A 16,719-nucleotide genomic window follows, 5' to 3' on the forward strand; every position below is an offset into this window, starting at 1 on the left:
ATCTTTTAAGTCCGTTATGAGTGGGTTTCTCATAACGGGCGCGCAGTGAGAGGAGCGATTGCCCTCCTTGGAGTTACCTTAGGACGGTATTTTACTTCCATAAACATAATAATAAAGCAAAAAGAAGGTGAACGAAGGTGGAGATCATTTACGTAGACCATGCTGCCACGTCTCCGCTTCATCCAGATGTTCTAGATGCGATGCTACCTTATTTTCAGACTCATTTTGGAAATCCATCAAGTATTCATCAAATTGGAAGACAGGCGAGACAAGCTCTAGATCAGGCACGTCTGAGTATAGCAGAGTCGCTACGTGTTAGAGAGCAAACCCTTGTTTTTACAAGTGGTGGGACAGAAGCAGATAATATGGCAATCATAGGATATGCACTTGAACACGAAAAAAAAGGGAAGCATATCATAACATCAAAGGTTGAGCACCATGCCGTATTACATGCATGTCAAGAGCTTGAGAAGCGTGGTTTTGAAGTGACCTATCTCCCGGTAGATGAGACAGGAAGTGTGAAGCTAATTGATGTACAAGCGGCACTGCGTGATGATACAATTCTCGTTACGTTGATGTTTGGAAATAATGAGGTAGGCACCATCCAACCAATTAAAGAAATTGGAGAACTTCTTCAAAAGCATCAAGCTGTTTTTCATACTGATGCAGTTCAAGCCTGTGGTGCAATTGAAATGAAGCTGGCTGAACTTCAGGTCGATATGCTATCGATCTCTGCTCATAAAATTAATGGTCCTAAAGGAATTGGATTACTTTATGTTCGTGAAGAAATTAAGCTACGACCTGTACTCTATGGTGGGGAACAAGAGCGAAAGCGTCGAGCTGGTACAGAGAATGTCGCAGCTATTGTTGGGTTTGCAAAAGCGATGCAATTAGCAATTCATTCAATACGTGAACGGCAGGAGCGCTATCACCAATTCGCTCAAGTTCTTATAGATACTTGGGTTAAAGAAGAAGTTGCATTTTTTGTGAACGGGCATCAAACAGAAAGGTTGCCTCACGTTTTAAATGTTAGCTTTCCTGGTGTGAATATTGAGTCTTTATTAATGAATTTAGACCTAGCTGGCATTGCAGCATCTAGTGGATCTGCTTGTACAGCTGGTTCAATTGAGCCGTCTCATGTCCTTGTAGCAATGTTTGAACAAGCGAGTGAACGAATTCAGTCTGCTATTCGATTTAGCTTTGGGCTTGGGAATAAAGTCGAACAAATAGAGCGCGTAGCTATTGAAACAGCTAAGATTGTAAAACGACTTAAGCAACAGGAAGAATTTATCAACTAGAAGAGGTTGTTCAAAAAGGTTGATTTTCACCTTTTTGAACAACCTCGAAGGATCAAAGGTGGTGAAAGAAATGAAAAAGCGACCAGAAGATACAAGAGTTGTTGTAGGAATGTCTGGTGGAGTGGATTCATCTGTGACAGCTTTGCTTCTTAAAGAACAAGGCTATGATGTAATCGGTATTTTTATGAAAAATTGGGATGATACCGATGAAAGTGGGTTTTGCACAGCAACAGAGGATTATGAAGATGTGATTCGAGTTTGTAATCAAATTGGTATCCCTTACTATGCGGTTAATTTTGAAAAGCAATATTGGGACAAGGTGTTTACGTATTTTCTAGAGGAATATAAAGCTGGTCGTACGCCGAATCCTGATGTGATGTGTAACAAAGAGATTAAATTCAAGGCTTTTTTAAATCATGCGATGGCACTTGGTGCAGATTATGTAGCTACAGGCCATTATGCTCGTGTTGAGGAAAGAGATGGACACTATTTCCTTCTTCGTGGTGTTGATGATAATAAAGATCAAACGTATTTTCTAAATGCATTATCGCAAAAGCAGTTGTCTAAAACGATGTTTCCAATTGGACATTTGCCGAAAAAAGAAGTACGTGAGCGTGCTCTTGCAGCCGATTTGGCAACCGCAAAGAAAAAAGATAGTACTGGTATTTGCTTTATTGGTGAGCGGAATTTCAAAGAATTTTTAAGCGAATTTTTGCCGGCACAATTTGGTGAAATGCAAACGGTAGATGGAGAAGTGAAAGGACAACATGATGGATTGATGTACTATACATTAGGGCAACGACAAGGTCTAGGTATTGGTGGGGCTGGCGAGCCGTGGTTTGTCATTGGAAAAGATCTAGAACGCAATGTTTTGATTGTTGGTCAAGGATTTCACCATGAAGGTCTTTATTCAGAAGGGTTAGATGCAATCGGTATGAACTGGATTGTATCACTTCCTCAAACGAAGGAATTCACTTGCACTGCTAAACTTCGTTATCGTCAATCAGATCAAACCGTAACGGTATATCCAGGTGGAAATGGTATAGCTCGTGTTTCTTTTCATGAAAGACAACGTGCTGTGACGCCTGGTCAAGCTGTTGTTTTCTATGATGGGGGTGTTTGTCTTGGCGGAGGAACAATTGATCATGTCATTAAAAAGTGGGAAAATGCCTAATTGGTATTTTCCTTTTTCCGTTATAATTATATTATTAGATAAAGTGTTAGGAGGCAAAGTCATGTTTAATGAAAAAGGCATAGTATTTATGAATGAACAAAAATATGAAGAAGCAGCAAAGATGTTTAACGAAGCAATTGAAGAAAATCCAAAAGACCCAACTGGTTTTATTAATTTTGGTAATCTGCTCGGTGTTTTGGGAGACTATGATCGAGCTTTGACGTTTTTTGATAAGGCAATTGGTCTTGATGAGCATGCTGCTACGGCCTATTATGGCACTGGAACGATTTATTATAAGCAAGATCAATTTGAAGAAGCGGTAAAAATGTTTAAGCAAGCTCTCATTGAGAAATTAGACGAGTCGGATGTACATTTTATGCTTGGAATGAGTTATTACCAGTTAGGAGCACTTCCTCACGCATTAGCATCTTTTAAACGAACGGTAGAACTTCATCCAAATGATATTGACGGTAGATTTCATCATGGATTATGCTTAGCACAACTAGAGCAAATTGATGATGCAATAATTGAATTCGAGAACGTGGTTGAATTAGATGAACAACATGCAGATGCTTATTTTAATTTAGGTGTTGCTTATGCCTATAAGGAACGTGGGCATGATGCGTTGGCTGCTTTTGAGCAAGCTCTTATCATACAGCCGAATCATGCACTAGCTGCAAATGGAAAGAAAACAATTGAACAAGCCATCAAGTAAGGGTGATGACATGTGAAGGAACAATCAATGTTGCCTGAAGACGAAATAACAATCGAACGTGGATATATAAAAGGAAATGTGATTCACATTGTTTTTCGTAATGAGGAGAATTTTTATACGGTGGCGCTAGTTCGTGTCGCGCAGACAAATGAGGAGTTAAAGGAGAAAAAAGTAACAGTTGTCGGAATGCTTCCAAAGTTAGAGCAAGATGAAACCTTTTTATTTTTTGGTCAAATAATCGATCATCCCAAATTTGGCGTTCAGTATCAAGTAGAACAATTCAGAAGGGACCTACCCCAGACAAAGCATGGGATTGTTCACTATTTAGCAAGCGGACGTTTTCCAGGCATAGGGATAAAGACGGCTGAAACCATTGTAGAGGTACTTGGTGAACGCGCAATTACAAAAATTGTCGAGCATCGATCTGTATTAAATGAGGTCCCAAAGCTCTCAAAGGAAAAAGCTGATACGTTGTATAAACAGCTCGTTGATCAGCAAGGTGTAGAACAAGTTTTGATGACTTTGTCTAATCACGGGTTTGGTGTAGAGTTATCGATGAAAGTGTATCAAGCTTACGGTTTACAAGCACTTGATATCATCCAGACGAATCCATATCAATTAATTGCTGATGTAGAAGGAATTGGTTTTAGGAAAGCAGACCTCTTAGGAGCCGCCATTGGGATTACGGGTAATCATCCTGACCGAATTCGTGCGGGCTGTCTATTTCTTATTCAGGAACTTTGCCTTCAAGATGGTCATGTTTTCCTTGAAAAAGCAACGCTTAGTCCTCATGCCATTTCATTGCTTTCTTCATACGAGTGTAAAATCGAGCAACAGCAAGTGGAAGAACAACTTCTTCTTATGCATGAAGAGGATATTATCTTTATTGAAGATGGGCGTGTGTATATGAAGACACTTTATTTTGCTGAAAAAGGTATCGTGACAAGTGTTCGCCGTCTTTTAAGTGAAGAAATAGAGGATGAGTTTCCAGAAGCTGAGTTTTTAAAGGCTCTAGGGAAGCTGGAGGAAGAACAAAAAATGGAATATGCTCCTTCGCAAAAGGAGGCAATTCAAATGGCGCTATCGTCTCCGTTAATGATCTTAACAGGTGGTCCTGGTACGGGAAAAACAACTGTTATTAAAGGAATAGTCGAACTATATGCACGTTTGCATGGACTAGCACTAGATGAGAAGGCTTATACAAAAAGCAACCCATTTCCGGTTTTGCTTGTAGCACCAACCGGGAGAGCTGCTAAACGGATGAGTGAGGCAACAGACCTACCCGCAACCACGATTCATCGCCTGTTAGGTTGGAAAGGTGGAACGGGTGGGTTTGAAAAAGGGGATCACGAGCCACTTGAAGGAGAGCTTTTAATCGTTGATGAAAGTTCAATGGTTGATATTTGGTTGATGAATCAATTATTAAAATCAGTCCCAAAAGGGATGCAAGTGGTGCTAGTAGGCGATCAAGACCAGTTACCTTCAGTTGGTCCAGGACAAGTACTCCGTGATTTCCTTGAATCGACGATTATACCGACTGTTCCATTAGTTGACATTTATCGTCAAGCTGAAGGCTCCTCCATTATTGAGTTGGCTCATGCGATGAAGCAAGGAACGATGCCAGCTAATTTACCTGAACCTCAGGCAGACCGACGCTTTTTCCCATGTCAAATTGATCATGTAGGGCAAGTAGTTTCACAAATTTGTGAAAATGCAATGAAAAAAGGCTATACGGCTAAAGAGATTCAAGTACTAGCTCCGATGTACAGAGGGAGCGCAGGGATTACCGAATTAAATATCATGCTTCAAAATTTGTTTAATCCAAAAACAGAGCAAAGGCGTGAAATTAATTTTGGAGATGTTGTATACCGGACAGGTGATATTGTTTTGCAACTTGTCAATAACCCTGACGAAAACGTATATAACGGAGACCGTGGAGAGATTGTCGCGATTTTCTACGCAAAAGAAAATCAAGAACGACAAGATCAATTAGTCATTTCGTTTGATGGTACAGAAGTGGTTTACTTAAAAAAAGATTTAAATCAGATTACACATGCGTATTGTTGCTCGATTCATAAAGCTCAAGGTAGTGAATTTCCCATTGTTGTTATGCCGGTTGTGCGCAATTATGCAAGGATGCTACGACGAAATTTACTTTATACTGGGATTACACGGGCTAAACAGTTTTTATTATTATGTGGAGATCTTAAAGCATTCCACACTGCGATAACACAGAAAGAGGAATTAGTTAGGAATTCAAAGTTACAGGAAAAATTGCTGACGTTAAACACCAGCAGTGGAAATAGCCAGCCAACATAAATTAGTATGAATCGCCACACACTAAAATTGTTCGGAAAGGTGGCGATTTCTTTGCGAACTTTTTCAACAGTAGAAGGATTACCGGTCATTTCACTATCGACTGCCGGAGAGTGTGGGCATGTCTTAGATTTATTGTATGAGAATGGATGTGTGACAGGTTTTCTCATTGATCCTAAAGGTTGGTTCCAAAAGCACTTATTTCTGCCGGTCTCTCATGTAGCAAGCATTGGCAGCGACGGAGTCATGATAAAGGACACAAATGTACTTAAACCCTATTCTACCAAGGATAAAGAAGCCTTTCCGCTAAAAAATGGGAAGCGGCGTCTACAAGGAATTGCCTTGTTAACAGCAGAAGGAGAAAAATTAGGGCTGTTAGAGGACGTATACTTTTTGGAAGAAGTGGGCACGATTGTAGGGTATGAAGTGACGGAAGGATTGGTAGCAGACTTAGTAGAGGGACGAAGAGTTGTCAAAAGCAATTCTAAATTAACAATTGCTGCAGGTCGTGCCATCCTAACGGAATAGAAGGGAGCCTTTATCATGCGTTGTCCAAATTGCCAGAGCAAAGATATCGGAAAGATCGGAACGAACCAATACTATTGCTGGAATTGTTTTGTTGAAATGAGTTTGTTGAAAGGAAGACTGTCCATGCATCAAGTTGAAGAAGATGGTTCACTTAGCTCATTGGATGATTTGTTTGAGGATGAGGACCTTCAAATTGGGATGTGAATTTGAATTAATGGTGCGATACTGAATAAGACAAGCTGACCTATAAGAAATTGCTTCTACTTATTCCAGTAGTGATCATAGTATGAAACGAATAATTTTCCACAAGAAAGTCTTCATGAAAACGAAGAGAGTGACTGTCATTCTAACGATAAGTTAGGTGAAATGGTCTCTCTCTTTTTTTTGTAGAGAAACTACAGAAAGAATTTGTAATTGGAGCTTCATCAATTTGTATGGATATGAAACTAAAGTACACAATAAAGATTGGGAGGTGTGTAATATGGAAAAAGTGCTACAGCAAAAGTGGTTAAGTAGACTAATCTTTACCTTACTTACGTTACTTATTATCTTTATGGTTGTTCAACTAGCCCCATTGCTATCTCCTATTAGGGCTGTATTTAGAGCATTGGTTTTACCTGTAGGGATTGCTGTCCTTTTAACCTATTTGCTCCATCCTTTAGTTGAAAAAATGCATGAGTCTGGATTATCACGGCCATTCGCCGTTCTTTTGATCTTTTTGTTGATCGTATTTATTTTTGGATTTCTTTTAACAATTGGACTACCTGCATTTATTAAACAAATACAGCATGCATTTGAAACCATTCCAGCTCAAATTAACGAAATCGAGAAAGAAACAGCACGAATCGAGCGCTATATAGATACTCTCCCGGCACCGTTACAAACACAATCAAAAGAGTGGAGAGTCCAGCTTGAACAAATGGGTGGAAGTGTATTTGATCAAGTGGAAGCCGCAGCTCTGTTTCTTATTAAATCGCTCTTTTCATTGATTGTGATCCCCTTTCTAGTTTTCTTCTTGTTAAAAGATCACGAGCTCATTAGAAGGTTGTCCTGGTATGTGACTCCGCGGAAATGGAGAAAACCATTAAAATGCTATATAAAAGATGTTGACCATACTTTTGGAAGCTATATTAGAGGGCAATTGCTTGTTTCCTTGTCTGTCTTTATTATTTCGACAATTGGTTTATGGCTGCTTGGAGTCCCTTATCCAATCTTACTCGGATTATTTATGGGAGCAATGGATTTAATTCCTTATTTCGGTCCATTTATCGGTGCCGTGCCAGCAGTTGTGGTTGCCTTTTTGCAATCATGGCAATTAGGGGTTACGACGATCATACTTATTTTTGTGATTCAACAAATTGAAGGAAATATTCTTTCTCCTGTGATTGTTGGGAAAACGCTCCACCTACATCCTGCTCTCATTATTCTAGCTTTACTAGTCGGAGTGGAAGTGGGAGGGTTTATAGGAATGCTAATTGCTGTTCCGGTCTTAGCTATAGGCAAAGTAACGCTCGTGCATCTTCGTTTGCATTTTATGAAAGATTGACATTTGAATCATGGATTTCTATAATATATGTGTGTTCAAAAGATGATCAAGCAGTTTAAAAGCGTTGAAGGAACGAGTATGAAGCAGTCCGTTTAAAGAGAGGTGTACCCTTTGGTTGAGAGGTATACTAAGCGAAGGGTTTCAGAAGGCTACTCCCGAGTGCAGATAATCTCTGACGTTAAGCCGCGTTAAGGCTTTTAAGTGATAGGCATCGTTATTGTCTATAATTAGGGTGGTACCGCGTGATAAACTCTCGTCCCTTGTAGGGGATTTGAGGGTTTTTTTATTTGGCTTAGTGGTTGCTAAATAGGGAAAAAAATGCCTTGTTCACAACCTCAGTAACAAATTTTACATAATAAGGAGAGACGAAAAATGAAAAAATTGACATCTTCGCAAGTTCGACAAATGTATTTAGATTTTTTTAAAGAAAAAGGACATGACATTGAACCGAGTGCATCTTTAGTACCGCATGAAGACCCAACCCTCCTCTGGATTAATAGTGGGGTTGCAACATTAAAGAAATATTTTGACGGCCGTGTTATTCCAGAAAACCCACGTATCACGAATGCGCAAAAATCGATTCGAACAAATGATATTGAAAATGTGGGAAAGACAGCACGCCATCATACGTTTTTTGAAATGCTTGGGAACTTTTCCATTGGTGATTATTTTAAAGAAGAAGCAATTGAATGGGCTTGGGAGTTTTTAACGAGTGAGAAATGGGTTGGATTTGATCCAGAAAAGTTATCGGTAACTGTTCATCCTGAAGACGATGAAGCATATGCCTACTGGCAAAAAAAAATCGGAGTTCCAGAAGAACGTATTATTCGTTTAGAAGGAAACTTTTGGGATATAGGAGAAGGCCCGAGTGGACCGAATACAGAAATCTTCTATGACCGCGGCCCTAGTTATGGAAATGATGAAAAAGATCCAGAACTTTATCCAGGTGGTGAAAATGAACGGTACTTAGAGGTGTGGAATCTCGTCTTTTCTCAATTTAATCATAATCCAGATGGTAGCTATACACCGCTGCCAAAGAAGAATATTGATACAGGTATGGGTCTCGAACGAATGGTATCAGTTATCCAAGATACTCCAACGAATTTTGAAACGGACTTATTTATGCCAATTATTAAAGCAACAGAAGAAATTTCTGGTGTGAAATATGGGGAAAAGCAAGAAACTGATGTAGCGTTTAAAGTAATTGCCGATCATGTACGAACAGTAACGTTTGCTGTTACTGACGGAGCTCTACCTTCGAATGAAGGGCGTGGGTACGTTCTGAGAAGGTTATTACGTCGCGCTGTTCGCTATGCAAAATTAATCAATATTCACCGTCCATTTATGTATGAATTAGTTCCGGTTGTTGGCGAGATTATGGTTGATTTCTATCCAGAAGTAAAAGCGAAAACCGAATTTGTACAAAAAGTTATGAAAAATGAAGAAGAGCGTTTCCACGAAACATTACATGAAGGGTTATCGATTCTTGAAAAAATCCTTGCTGATGCAGAGGTATCAGGGAAAAAGATAATCGATGGTGCTGATGTATTCCGTTTGTATGACACATACGGATTTCCAGTCGATTTAACGGAAGAATATGTTCAAGAAAAGGGCTTAGATATTGATCGCACGGGCTTTGAACGTGAAATGGAAGGGCAGCGCGAGCGAGCTCGTTCTGCACGTCAAGAATCAGGTTCCATGCAAGTGCAAGATGAAGTACTTGGTCAAATTACAGCAAAAAGTACGTTTGTTGGATACGATCGTCTAACAACCGATGCGAAAGTGGAAGTGCTTATTTTTGATAAAGGGCTTACGGATATCGTTCAAGCAGGTAATACAGCACAGGTAATCTTTAATGAAACGCCATTTTACGCTGAAAGTGGTGGTCAAGTTGCTGACACAGGGTCGATTCGTGGAGAGAATCTAGTAGCAGATGTTACGGCTGTTAGTAAAGCACCTAATGGACAGCACCTCCATACAATTGTTGTAAAAGAGGGAATGCTTGAAAAAGGAGAAACCGTTACTTGTGTTGTAGAAGAGACTGAACGAATTTCGATTGTGAAAAACCATACGGCAACGCATCTATTGCATCAAGCATTAAAAGATGTTCTTGGAGCTCATGTGAATCAGGCTGGTTCACTTGTTTCAGAAGAACGCTTGCGCTTTGATTTTTCACATTTTGGTCAAGTTACGGCTGAAGAGATGATGAAAGTGGAAGAGATAGTAAATGAACAGATTTGGAATGCCCTTCAAGTAGAAATTTCGGTAAAAAAGCTTGTTGAAGCAAAAGAAATGGGCGCAATGGCTCTTTTCGGTGAAAAATACGGTGAGACTGTCCGAGTTGTAAAAGTAGGCGATTATAGTTTAGAGTTATGTGGCGGCTGTCATGTGCGTAACACAGCTGAAATTGGTTTATTTAAACTCGTATCTGAGTCGGGTATTGGTGCAGGTGTACGCCGAATTGAAGCAGTGACAGGCAAGGCGGCTTATGAACATATGAATGATCAAATTCAATTGCTAAAAGATGTGGCTACAAATTTAAAAGTCAAGCGTGTACAAGATGTACCGACTAGAATCGAAGCCACTCAACAACAAATTCGTGAATTACAACGAGAAAATGAATCATTAACTGCAAAGTTGGGTAATATGGAAGCTGGGAATCTTGTTAATGAAGCTGTAAAAGTGAACGGAGTAACAGTTTTATCAAAAAAAGTAGATGCAGCTGACATGGATGGTCTTCGAGGAATTGTGGATACATTAAAACAAGATTTATCGTCTGGTATTATTGTTTTAGGAGCTGTTTCAGGTGAAAAGGTAAACATTGTTGCGGGTGTTACGAAGGATTTACTTGATCAAGGTTTTCATGCAGGAAAGCTAGTAAAAGAAGTTGCTACTCGTTGCGGCGGTGGTGGTGGTGGTCGTCCTGATATGGCACAGGCTGGCGGGAAGAATCCAGCAGAATTAGAAAAAGCTCTTGCTTTTGTAGAAGAGTATGTAAATACGATTTCCTAATTAGACTTTTTTGGTGTACAATGGAAATAAGATAAGCTATTAGACAATGACGAATAAGTTGTCAATGGCAAAGAATGAAAGAGGTGTTTGTGATGAGCTCTATGGACAAAACGATGCAATTTAATTTTCCTGATGATACGGTTGATGTTGATGTCCAAGAGGTGCTCCTTTCTGTATATGAGTCACTTGAGGAGAAAGGTTATAATCCCATTAACCAAATTGTTGGCTATTTACTTTCAGGAGACCCTGCGTACATTCCGCGTCATAAAGATGCACGTACACTCATTCGTAAGCTAGAACGTGACGAACTAATTGAAGAGTTAGTGAAATCCTATTTATCACAGCACCGTAAGGAGAATGAATGAGAGCACTTGGATTAGATATCGGTACGAAAACAATTGGCATAGCGCTCAGTGATGAGCTTGGTTGGACGGCACAAGGTTTAACGACACTTAAACGTGAAGAGAATAAAGAAGAAAAAGACTTTGAAGCGATTGCCAGCCTTGTAGAAGAACATGGTGTTGATACGATTGTCATTGGGCTACCTAAAAATATGAATGGAACAATCGGACCTAGTGGTGAGCGAAGCCAAGTTTTTGCGGATACATTAAGTGAGTATGTTTCGTGCACGATAAAGATGTGGGATGAGCGTTTAACGACCGTAGCAGCTGAAAAAATGCTTATTTCAGCTGATGTTAGTCGCAAGAAAAGAAAACAAGTTATCGATAAGATGGCAGCAGTCTTGATATTGCAAGGATATCTTGATCTTAAAAGCAACTAGCTGTACTAGAAAAAAGTTGATTTTTGCCTTTTCGGCGAAGCAATGAGCGAAGTCGCTGCCATGTTTTAAGCTTTATATGAGTGAGTTTCTTATATAAAGTTAGCAGCGAGTGTAGCCATTGCACCCCCTTTTTCATTTACACAAATTACTCCAAAGAGGTGCAACCAAATGACTGAACAAGAAAAAGAGCGTATTGTGATCCCTGATGAAAATGGGGACGAGCATCTTTTTGATGAATTATTTAGATTCCATGTCGATGCAACAGAAAAGTCTTACATTTTAGTGACGCCTGTTGGTGCAGATGAAGACGAGGAAGAAGAAGTGGAAGTTTTTGCTTTTCGTTACGAGGATCGCGAAGGGGAAGAAGACGATATTGCTTTATTCCCAGTTGAGACTGACGAAGAGTGGGAAATGGTTGAGGAAATGTTGAATACATTCCAACCGGAAGATGAGGAATAAGTTAGAGCTCTTTTAGCTTGCTTAAAGCAAGTAGGATAAGAGAAAAAACAGCTACCTAGGTTTGGGAGCTGTTTTTTTTCTTTATCTTTAGTCGAAATGTAGTATAATATAACGATGGAAGGAGGAGAATGATGTCTAATTCCGACGAAAAACCACGAAATGAATTGTATGAAGAACGAGTTTCTCAGGCGAGGGTTGTGAGAAAAATCGTCTTTTTTAGTGTGATTGGATTCTTTATTATTGGTATCATTTTTTTTATTAGTGCTTATTTTTATGTAAAGAATACATTAGGTCCGGTTGATGTGGACAATCCGCAAGAAGTCGAAGTTACCATTCCAATTGGGTCTACTGCGAATCAAATTGGAACAATTCTAGAAGACGAGGGACTCGTACGAAATGGTACGATGTTTCGTTATTATGTGCGCTACAAAAATGAATCAGGGTTTCAAGCAGGTGATTATGCTCTTTCGACTTCGATGACGATGGATGAAATCATTCAAGAGTTAAAAGAAGGAAAAATCTTGCAAGAGCCTGAGCTTGTTTTTACTGTCCCTGAGGGGAGATGGCTTGAAGATATAGCGGCAATTATTGCTAATGAAACGGATCATACAGAAGAGGAAGTTATGGAATTGTTAACAGATGAGGAGTATATTGAAGGTTTAATTGATCAATACTCAATGTTAACAGATGACATTTTAGTTGAGGATATTCGCTATGCGTTAGAAGGATATTTATTCCCAGCACGTTATGATTTTATAGATGAACAGCCTTCCATCGAATCAATGGTTGAAGCGATGCTTGGCGGGACACAATCTGTATTAGAAGAATTCGCTGCTGAAGTTGAAGAGAGTGAGTATACAATTCATGAGTTATTAACTCTTGCTTCCATTATTGAGAGAGAAGCGCAAAAGTCAGAAGACCGTTATCTCATTTCTGGAGTTCTTTACAATCGTTTAGATAGAGGGATGAGACTTCAAGTAGACCCAACGGTTTCCTATGCAATAGGTGAACACCGGTATATGACAACTTATGCTGATACTGAGGTTGATTCTCCGTATAACACTTATCGATATGCAGGGATCCCAATTGGACCTATAGCAAGTCCAGGAAAAGATTCAATCAGAGCTGCGTTACTTCCTGAAGAGACAGATGCACTTTATTTTTACGCTCGTTACAATGGCGAAGTAATCTACAACGAAACGTATGAAGAGCATAATCGGACTCATCAAACGTATCGCAATGAATGGGTCGAAGCGCAAAATGAAGAGGCTGAGGAATGAGATGAGATCAGTATTGGTAAGGGGGATGTGTTAGTTAACACGCCCTCTTTTCTATGTGGGGCCTAGTAGAATGGAGTGACATGATGATAAATAGACAAGTAGAGGATTATTTAAAGTCCCTTGTTCCAACTCGCGAAAAAAAAGTGGAGGAAATAGAAGAATATGCCAAAGTACACCAAGTTCCTATTATGGATTTAGTAGGAATGGAAAGTCTCCTACAGCAGTTAAAATTACATGAACCTAAACGGATATTAGAGATTGGAACAGCTATTGGTTATTCATCTATACGAATGGCTCAAGCGTTACCGACTGCGACTATTATCACGATTGAACGAGATCAAGAGCGTTATGAAGAAGCGAAAAAAAACATTTCTTCTTTAGGCTTATCAGATCGTATTGATGTAAGGTATGGTGATGCGTTGGATTTGGCTCAAACACTTGAATCAGAACCCCTTTTTGATGTATTATTTATTGATGCCGCAAAAGGACAGTACCAACGGTTTCTTGATATGTATGGTCAATTTATCAAACGTGGCGGTGTAATATATTCAGATAATGTGTTGTTCCGAGGGTTAGTAGCGGAAGAGGACATAGATAATAAACGATTGCGTACGATAGCAAAAAAGATAAAAAGCTATAATGAATGGCTGATGAATCATCCAGATTATGAGACGAGAATCTTACCAGTTGGGGATGGATTAGCTGTTAGTATTAAGCGAAAGATGTAAGAGGAGGGTGATATTATGGGAAAAAAGCCGGAATTACTAGTAACCCCTAAAGATATAGATGCAGTGAAAAAACTGTTAAAGGCAGGTGCAGATGCAATTGTCATTGGAGAAGAACGATATGGCCTTCGTTTAGCAGGAGAATTCACACGAGAAGATGTGAAAGAAGCTACGAAAATTGCCCATTCACAAGCAAAAAAAGTATATGTTGCAATGAATGCTCTTTTTCACAATGACAAGGTAGATGAACTAGCAGATTACGTGAAATTTTTAAAAGAGACAGATGTAGACGGAATTACATTCGGAGATCCTGCAGTTTTAATGACTGTACGTGAGGTAGCGCCTGATTTGAAGCTACATTGGAACACGGAAACAACGGTTACCAACTGGTTCACAGCTAATTATTGGGGCCGTAAAGGGGCAAAGCGTGCCGTTTTAGCTCGTGAAATTAATATGGATGCGATTGTTGAAATTAAGGAAAATGCAGACGTCGAAGTGGAAGTCCAAGTACATGGAATGACAAACATGTTTCAATCAAAAAGAACGTTAATTGGAAACTATATGCAATTCCAAGGAAAGAACTTAGAAGTTGAGAAACGTGATAAGGAGCGGAATTTACACTTATTTGATCCTGAACGTAATGCTCGTTATCCAATTTTCGAAGATGAGAATGGAACTCATATTATGAGCCCAAATGATATTTGTATTATTGATGAACTAGAAGACATGATTGACGCTGAAGTTGATAGTTTTAAAATTGATGGACTGTTAAAGACTACAGAGTATATGGAAATTGCAACAGCCTTGTATCGCGAAGCAATGGATCTTTGTGCAGATGATCGAGATGAATATGAAGAACGTAAAGAGGATTATTTAGCTAAATTAGAAGAAATTCAACCTAAAAACCGAAAGCTTGATACTGGATTTTTCTTCAAAGAAACGGTCTATTAAGAAAGGAGGATTTGACTATGACTACTATTGCAGAACGGACAAAAGAAGGTAAACGTATTATTACAAAAAAGCCGGAACTTTTAGCCCCAGCAGGGAGTTTAGAGAAGTTAAAAGTTGCTGTTCACTATGGTGCAGATGCAGTGTTTATTGGTGGACGTGAATTTGGACTTCGCTCAAATGCAGATAATTTCTCTCTTGAAGAAATGAGAGAAGGGGTGGAATTTGCAAATAAATATGGAGCGAAAATATATGTAACGACAAATATCTTCGCTCATAATGAAAACATGGACGGTCTAGAAGAGTATTTACTATCACTTCAAGAAGTAGGTGTGACAGGTATAATTGTTGCCGATCCCCTTATTATTGAAACGTGTAAACGTGTCGCACCTAAAGTGGAAGTTCATCTTAGTACTCAACAATCCTTAACTAACTGGCTAGCGGTGAAGTATTGGAAAGAAGAAGGGCTTCATCGTGTTGTTCTTGCTCGTGAAGTCGGTCTTGAAGAAATGCTCGAAATGAAAAAGAAAGTAGATATTGAAATTGAGGCGTTTATTCATGGGGCAATGTGTATTTCTTATTCTGGACGATGTGTATTGAGTAATCATATGACGGCGCGTGATTCGAATCGAGGAGGTTGCTGTCAGTCCTGTCGTTGGGAATATGATTTATTTGAAACGAATGAAAACGGTGAAAAGGCGCTCTTTGAAGAAGGTGATGCGGAGTATACGATGAGTCCGAAAGATTTAAACCTTGTACAAGCGATTCCGAAAATGATTGAAGCTGGAATTGATAGCCTAAAGATTGAAGGTCGGATGAAGTCCATTCATTACGTCGCGACGGTTACAAGTGTTTATCGTAAAGTTATTGATGCGTATTGTGAAGATCCAGATAATTTCCAAATCGATAAAGCATGGCTTGATGAGTTAGAGAAATGTGCCAATCGTGATTTTGCCCCGCAATTTTTCGAAGGGGAACCAACGTTTGAAGAGCAAATGTATGGGAAGACTTCGAAACGTACAAAGTATGATTTTGTGGGATTAGTACTTGAGTATGATGAGGAAACGTCGTTGGTTACTTTGCAGCAACGAAATCATTTTAAACCTGGCGATGAAGTTGAATTTTTTGGACCAGAAATCTCTAACTTTATTCAAAAGGTTCAAACGATTTGGGATGAGGACGGCAATGAGATCGATGCGGCGAGACATCCACTACAAATCGTTCGGTTTAAAGTAGATAAACCAATTTATCCGCAAAACATGATGCGTAAAGAGGTACGATAATGTCAAAGAAACCAATCGTTATCGGGGTCGCAGGTGGAACTGGATCTGGTAAAACGACGGTAGCAAAAGAAATCTTCTATCAATTTAATGAACAATCGATTGTATTAATTGAACAAGATGCATATTATAAGGATCAAAGTCACTTAAGTTTCGAGGAACGCTTGCAAACGAATTATGACCATCCTTTAGCTTTTGATAATGATTTGTTGCTAGAACATTTGCAATTGCTATCGGCAGGCAAAGGAATCGAAAAACCTGTGTATGATTATAAAGCTCATACAAGGTCTAATGATGTTATTGTGATCGATCCAAAGGATGTTATTATTGTTGAAGGCATCCTAATTCTTGAAGATGAGCGTCTCAGAAACATGATGGATATTAAATTATTTGTTGATGCTGATGCTGATATTCGAATCATTAGACGGTTAATGAGAGATATTGAGGATCGTGGGCGTTCAATTGAGTCGGTCATTAATCAATACACTTCGGTTGTTAGACCAATGCATTTACAGTTTATTGAACCGACAAAACGTTATGCAGATGTTATTGTACCAGAAGGTGGACAGAATCGTGTCGCAATTGATCTAATGGTGACAAAAATTCGCACAATTATTGAAGAGAAAGCGATTTTGTAATAGCATAAGGAGAAGGTTT

16 protein-coding genes and 1 other annotated feature are annotated in these 16,719 nt (G+C 39.2%); all 16 genes read left to right on the top strand.

Annotated elements, in window-relative coordinates; all coding sequences use genetic code 11:
• The first annotated feature begins 137 nt into the window (after window positions 1-137).
• The 16 genes from SAZ04_RS02670 (at window position 138) to udk (ending at window position 16,700) form a co-directional block, all read left to right on the top strand.
• Entirely contained in the window at window positions 138-1,298 is a 1,161-nt protein-coding gene (locus tag SAZ04_RS02670; RefSeq protein ID WP_332690675.1) for a cysteine desulfurase family protein, read from the top strand.
• Between the two features lie 70 nt (window positions 1,299-1,368).
• The gene (gene mnmA, locus SAZ04_RS02675) at window positions 1,369-2,472 is read left to right on the top strand and encodes a tRNA 2-thiouridine(34) synthase MnmA (protein WP_332690678.1); all 1,104 of its coding nucleotides are present in this window, start codon (window positions 1,369-1,371) and stop codon (window positions 2,470-2,472) included.
• Between the two features lie 61 nt (window positions 2,473-2,533).
• Window positions 2,534-3,187, top strand: a complete 654-nt coding sequence (locus SAZ04_RS02680; RefSeq protein WP_332690681.1) for a tetratricopeptide repeat protein — start codon at window positions 2,534-2,536, stop codon at window positions 3,185-3,187.
• A 27-nt stretch (window positions 3,188-3,214) separates the two neighbouring features.
• Window positions 3,215-5,506, top strand: coding sequence for an SF1B family DNA helicase RecD2 (gene recD2, locus SAZ04_RS02685; protein WP_332691354.1), 2,292 nt, complete (start codon window positions 3,215-3,217; stop codon window positions 5,504-5,506).
• 51 nt (window positions 5,507-5,557) lie between these two features.
• Window positions 5,558-6,031, top strand: coding sequence for a PRC-barrel domain-containing protein (locus tag SAZ04_RS02690; protein WP_332690684.1), 474 nt, complete (start codon window positions 5,558-5,560; stop codon window positions 6,029-6,031).
• Window positions 6,032-6,046: 15 nt separating this feature from the next.
• Window positions 6,047-6,235 carry a hypothetical protein gene (locus SAZ04_RS02695; protein ID WP_332690687.1) on the top strand — a complete coding sequence of 63 codons (189 nt, stop codon included), beginning with the start codon at window positions 6,047-6,049 and terminating at the stop codon, window positions 6,233-6,235.
• 277 nt (window positions 6,236-6,512) lie between these two features.
• On the top strand, window positions 6,513-7,577 hold the full coding sequence (locus SAZ04_RS02700; protein ID WP_332690690.1) for an AI-2E family transporter: 1,065 nt from the start codon (window positions 6,513-6,515) through the stop codon (window positions 7,575-7,577).
• A gap of 55 nt (window positions 7,578-7,632) precedes the next feature.
• Window positions 7,633-7,841 (top strand) — a binding site (T-box leader).
• 108 nt (window positions 7,842-7,949) lie between these two features.
• Window positions 7,950-10,589 carry an alanine--tRNA ligase gene (alaS, locus tag SAZ04_RS02705; RefSeq protein ID WP_332690693.1) on the top strand — a complete coding sequence of 880 codons (2,640 nt, stop codon included), beginning with the start codon at window positions 7,950-7,952 and terminating at the stop codon, window positions 10,587-10,589.
• A gap of 92 nt (window positions 10,590-10,681) precedes the next feature.
• Window positions 10,682-10,954, top strand: a complete 273-nt coding sequence (locus tag SAZ04_RS02710) for an IreB family regulatory phosphoprotein (RefSeq protein ID WP_332690696.1) — start codon at window positions 10,682-10,684, stop codon at window positions 10,952-10,954.
• Window positions 10,951-11,370 carry a Holliday junction resolvase RuvX gene (gene ruvX, locus SAZ04_RS02715; RefSeq protein ID WP_332690699.1) on the top strand — a complete coding sequence of 140 codons (420 nt, stop codon included), beginning with the start codon at window positions 10,951-10,953 and terminating at the stop codon, window positions 11,368-11,370. Before SAZ04_RS02710 ends, ruvX begins: the two co-directional genes overlap by 4 nt.
• 168 nt (window positions 11,371-11,538) lie before the next feature.
• Window positions 11,539-11,829, top strand: a complete 291-nt coding sequence (locus SAZ04_RS02720) for a DUF1292 domain-containing protein (RefSeq protein WP_332690702.1) — start codon at window positions 11,539-11,541, stop codon at window positions 11,827-11,829.
• 128 nt (window positions 11,830-11,957) lie between these two features.
• Window positions 11,958-13,109 carry an endolytic transglycosylase MltG gene (gene mltG / locus SAZ04_RS02725; RefSeq protein WP_332690705.1) on the top strand — a complete coding sequence of 384 codons (1,152 nt, stop codon included), beginning with the start codon at window positions 11,958-11,960 and terminating at the stop codon, window positions 13,107-13,109.
• A gap of 83 nt (window positions 13,110-13,192) precedes the next feature.
• The gene (locus SAZ04_RS02730; protein WP_332691357.1) at window positions 13,193-13,837 is read left to right on the top strand and encodes an O-methyltransferase; all 645 of its coding nucleotides are present in this window, start codon (window positions 13,193-13,195) and stop codon (window positions 13,835-13,837) included.
• A 15-nt stretch (window positions 13,838-13,852) separates the two neighbouring features.
• Entirely contained in the window at window positions 13,853-14,785 is a 933-nt protein-coding gene (locus SAZ04_RS02735; protein WP_332690709.1) for a peptidase U32 family protein, read from the top strand.
• A 17-nt stretch (window positions 14,786-14,802) separates the two neighbouring features.
• Window positions 14,803-16,065: a peptidase U32 family protein gene (locus SAZ04_RS02740; protein ID WP_332690712.1), complete on the top strand. Its 1,263-nt coding sequence runs from the start codon at window positions 14,803-14,805 to the stop codon at window positions 16,063-16,065.
• On the top strand, window positions 16,065-16,700 hold the full coding sequence (udk, locus tag SAZ04_RS02745; RefSeq protein WP_332690715.1) for a uridine kinase: 636 nt from the start codon (window positions 16,065-16,067) through the stop codon (window positions 16,698-16,700). The genes SAZ04_RS02740 and udk overlap by 1 nt, the downstream gene beginning before the upstream one ends.
• Window positions 16,701-16,719: the final 19 nt, after the last annotated feature.

The organism is Halalkalibacter lacteus, assembly GCF_036663595.1.
GTDB lineage: Bacteria > Bacillota > Bacilli > Bacillales > Bacillaceae_D > Halalkalibacter > Halalkalibacter lacteus.

What these genes read in the sequence shown, in the direction of transcription:
- mnmA (WP_332690678.1), top strand. Translation starts at nt 1,369, where the DNA reads ATGAAAAAGCGACCAGAAGATACAAGAGTTGTTGTAGGAATGTCTGGT.
- SAZ04_RS02680 (WP_332690681.1), top strand. Translation starts at nt 2,534, where the DNA reads ATGTTTAATGAAAAAGGCATAGTATTTATGAATGAACAAAAATATGAA.
- recD2 (WP_332691354.1), top strand. Translation starts at nt 3,215, where the DNA reads ATGTTGCCTGAAGACGAAATAACAATCGAACGTGGATATATAAAAGGA.
- SAZ04_RS02695 (WP_332690687.1), top strand. Translation starts at nt 6,047, where the DNA reads ATGCGTTGTCCAAATTGCCAGAGCAAAGATATCGGAAAGATCGGAACG.
- SAZ04_RS02700 (WP_332690690.1), top strand. Translation starts at nt 6,513, where the DNA reads ATGGAAAAAGTGCTACAGCAAAAGTGGTTAAGTAGACTAATCTTTACC.
- alaS (WP_332690693.1), top strand. Translation starts at nt 7,950, where the DNA reads ATGAAAAAATTGACATCTTCGCAAGTTCGACAAATGTATTTAGATTTT.
- SAZ04_RS02710 (WP_332690696.1), top strand. Translation starts at nt 10,682, where the DNA reads ATGAGCTCTATGGACAAAACGATGCAATTTAATTTTCCTGATGATACG.
- ruvX (WP_332690699.1), top strand. Translation starts at nt 10,951, where the DNA reads ATGAGAGCACTTGGATTAGATATCGGTACGAAAACAATTGGCATAGCG.
- SAZ04_RS02720 (WP_332690702.1), top strand. Translation starts at nt 11,539, where the DNA reads ATGACTGAACAAGAAAAAGAGCGTATTGTGATCCCTGATGAAAATGGG.
- mltG (WP_332690705.1), top strand. Translation starts at nt 11,958, where the DNA reads ATGATGTCTAATTCCGACGAAAAACCACGAAATGAATTGTATGAAGAA.
- SAZ04_RS02730 (WP_332691357.1), top strand. Translation starts at nt 13,193, where the DNA reads ATGATAAATAGACAAGTAGAGGATTATTTAAAGTCCCTTGTTCCAACT.
- SAZ04_RS02735 (WP_332690709.1), top strand. Translation starts at nt 13,853, where the DNA reads ATGGGAAAAAAGCCGGAATTACTAGTAACCCCTAAAGATATAGATGCA.
- SAZ04_RS02740 (WP_332690712.1), top strand. Translation starts at nt 14,803, where the DNA reads ATGACTACTATTGCAGAACGGACAAAAGAAGGTAAACGTATTATTACA.
- udk (WP_332690715.1), top strand. Translation starts at nt 16,065, where the DNA reads ATGTCAAAGAAACCAATCGTTATCGGGGTCGCAGGTGGAACTGGATCT.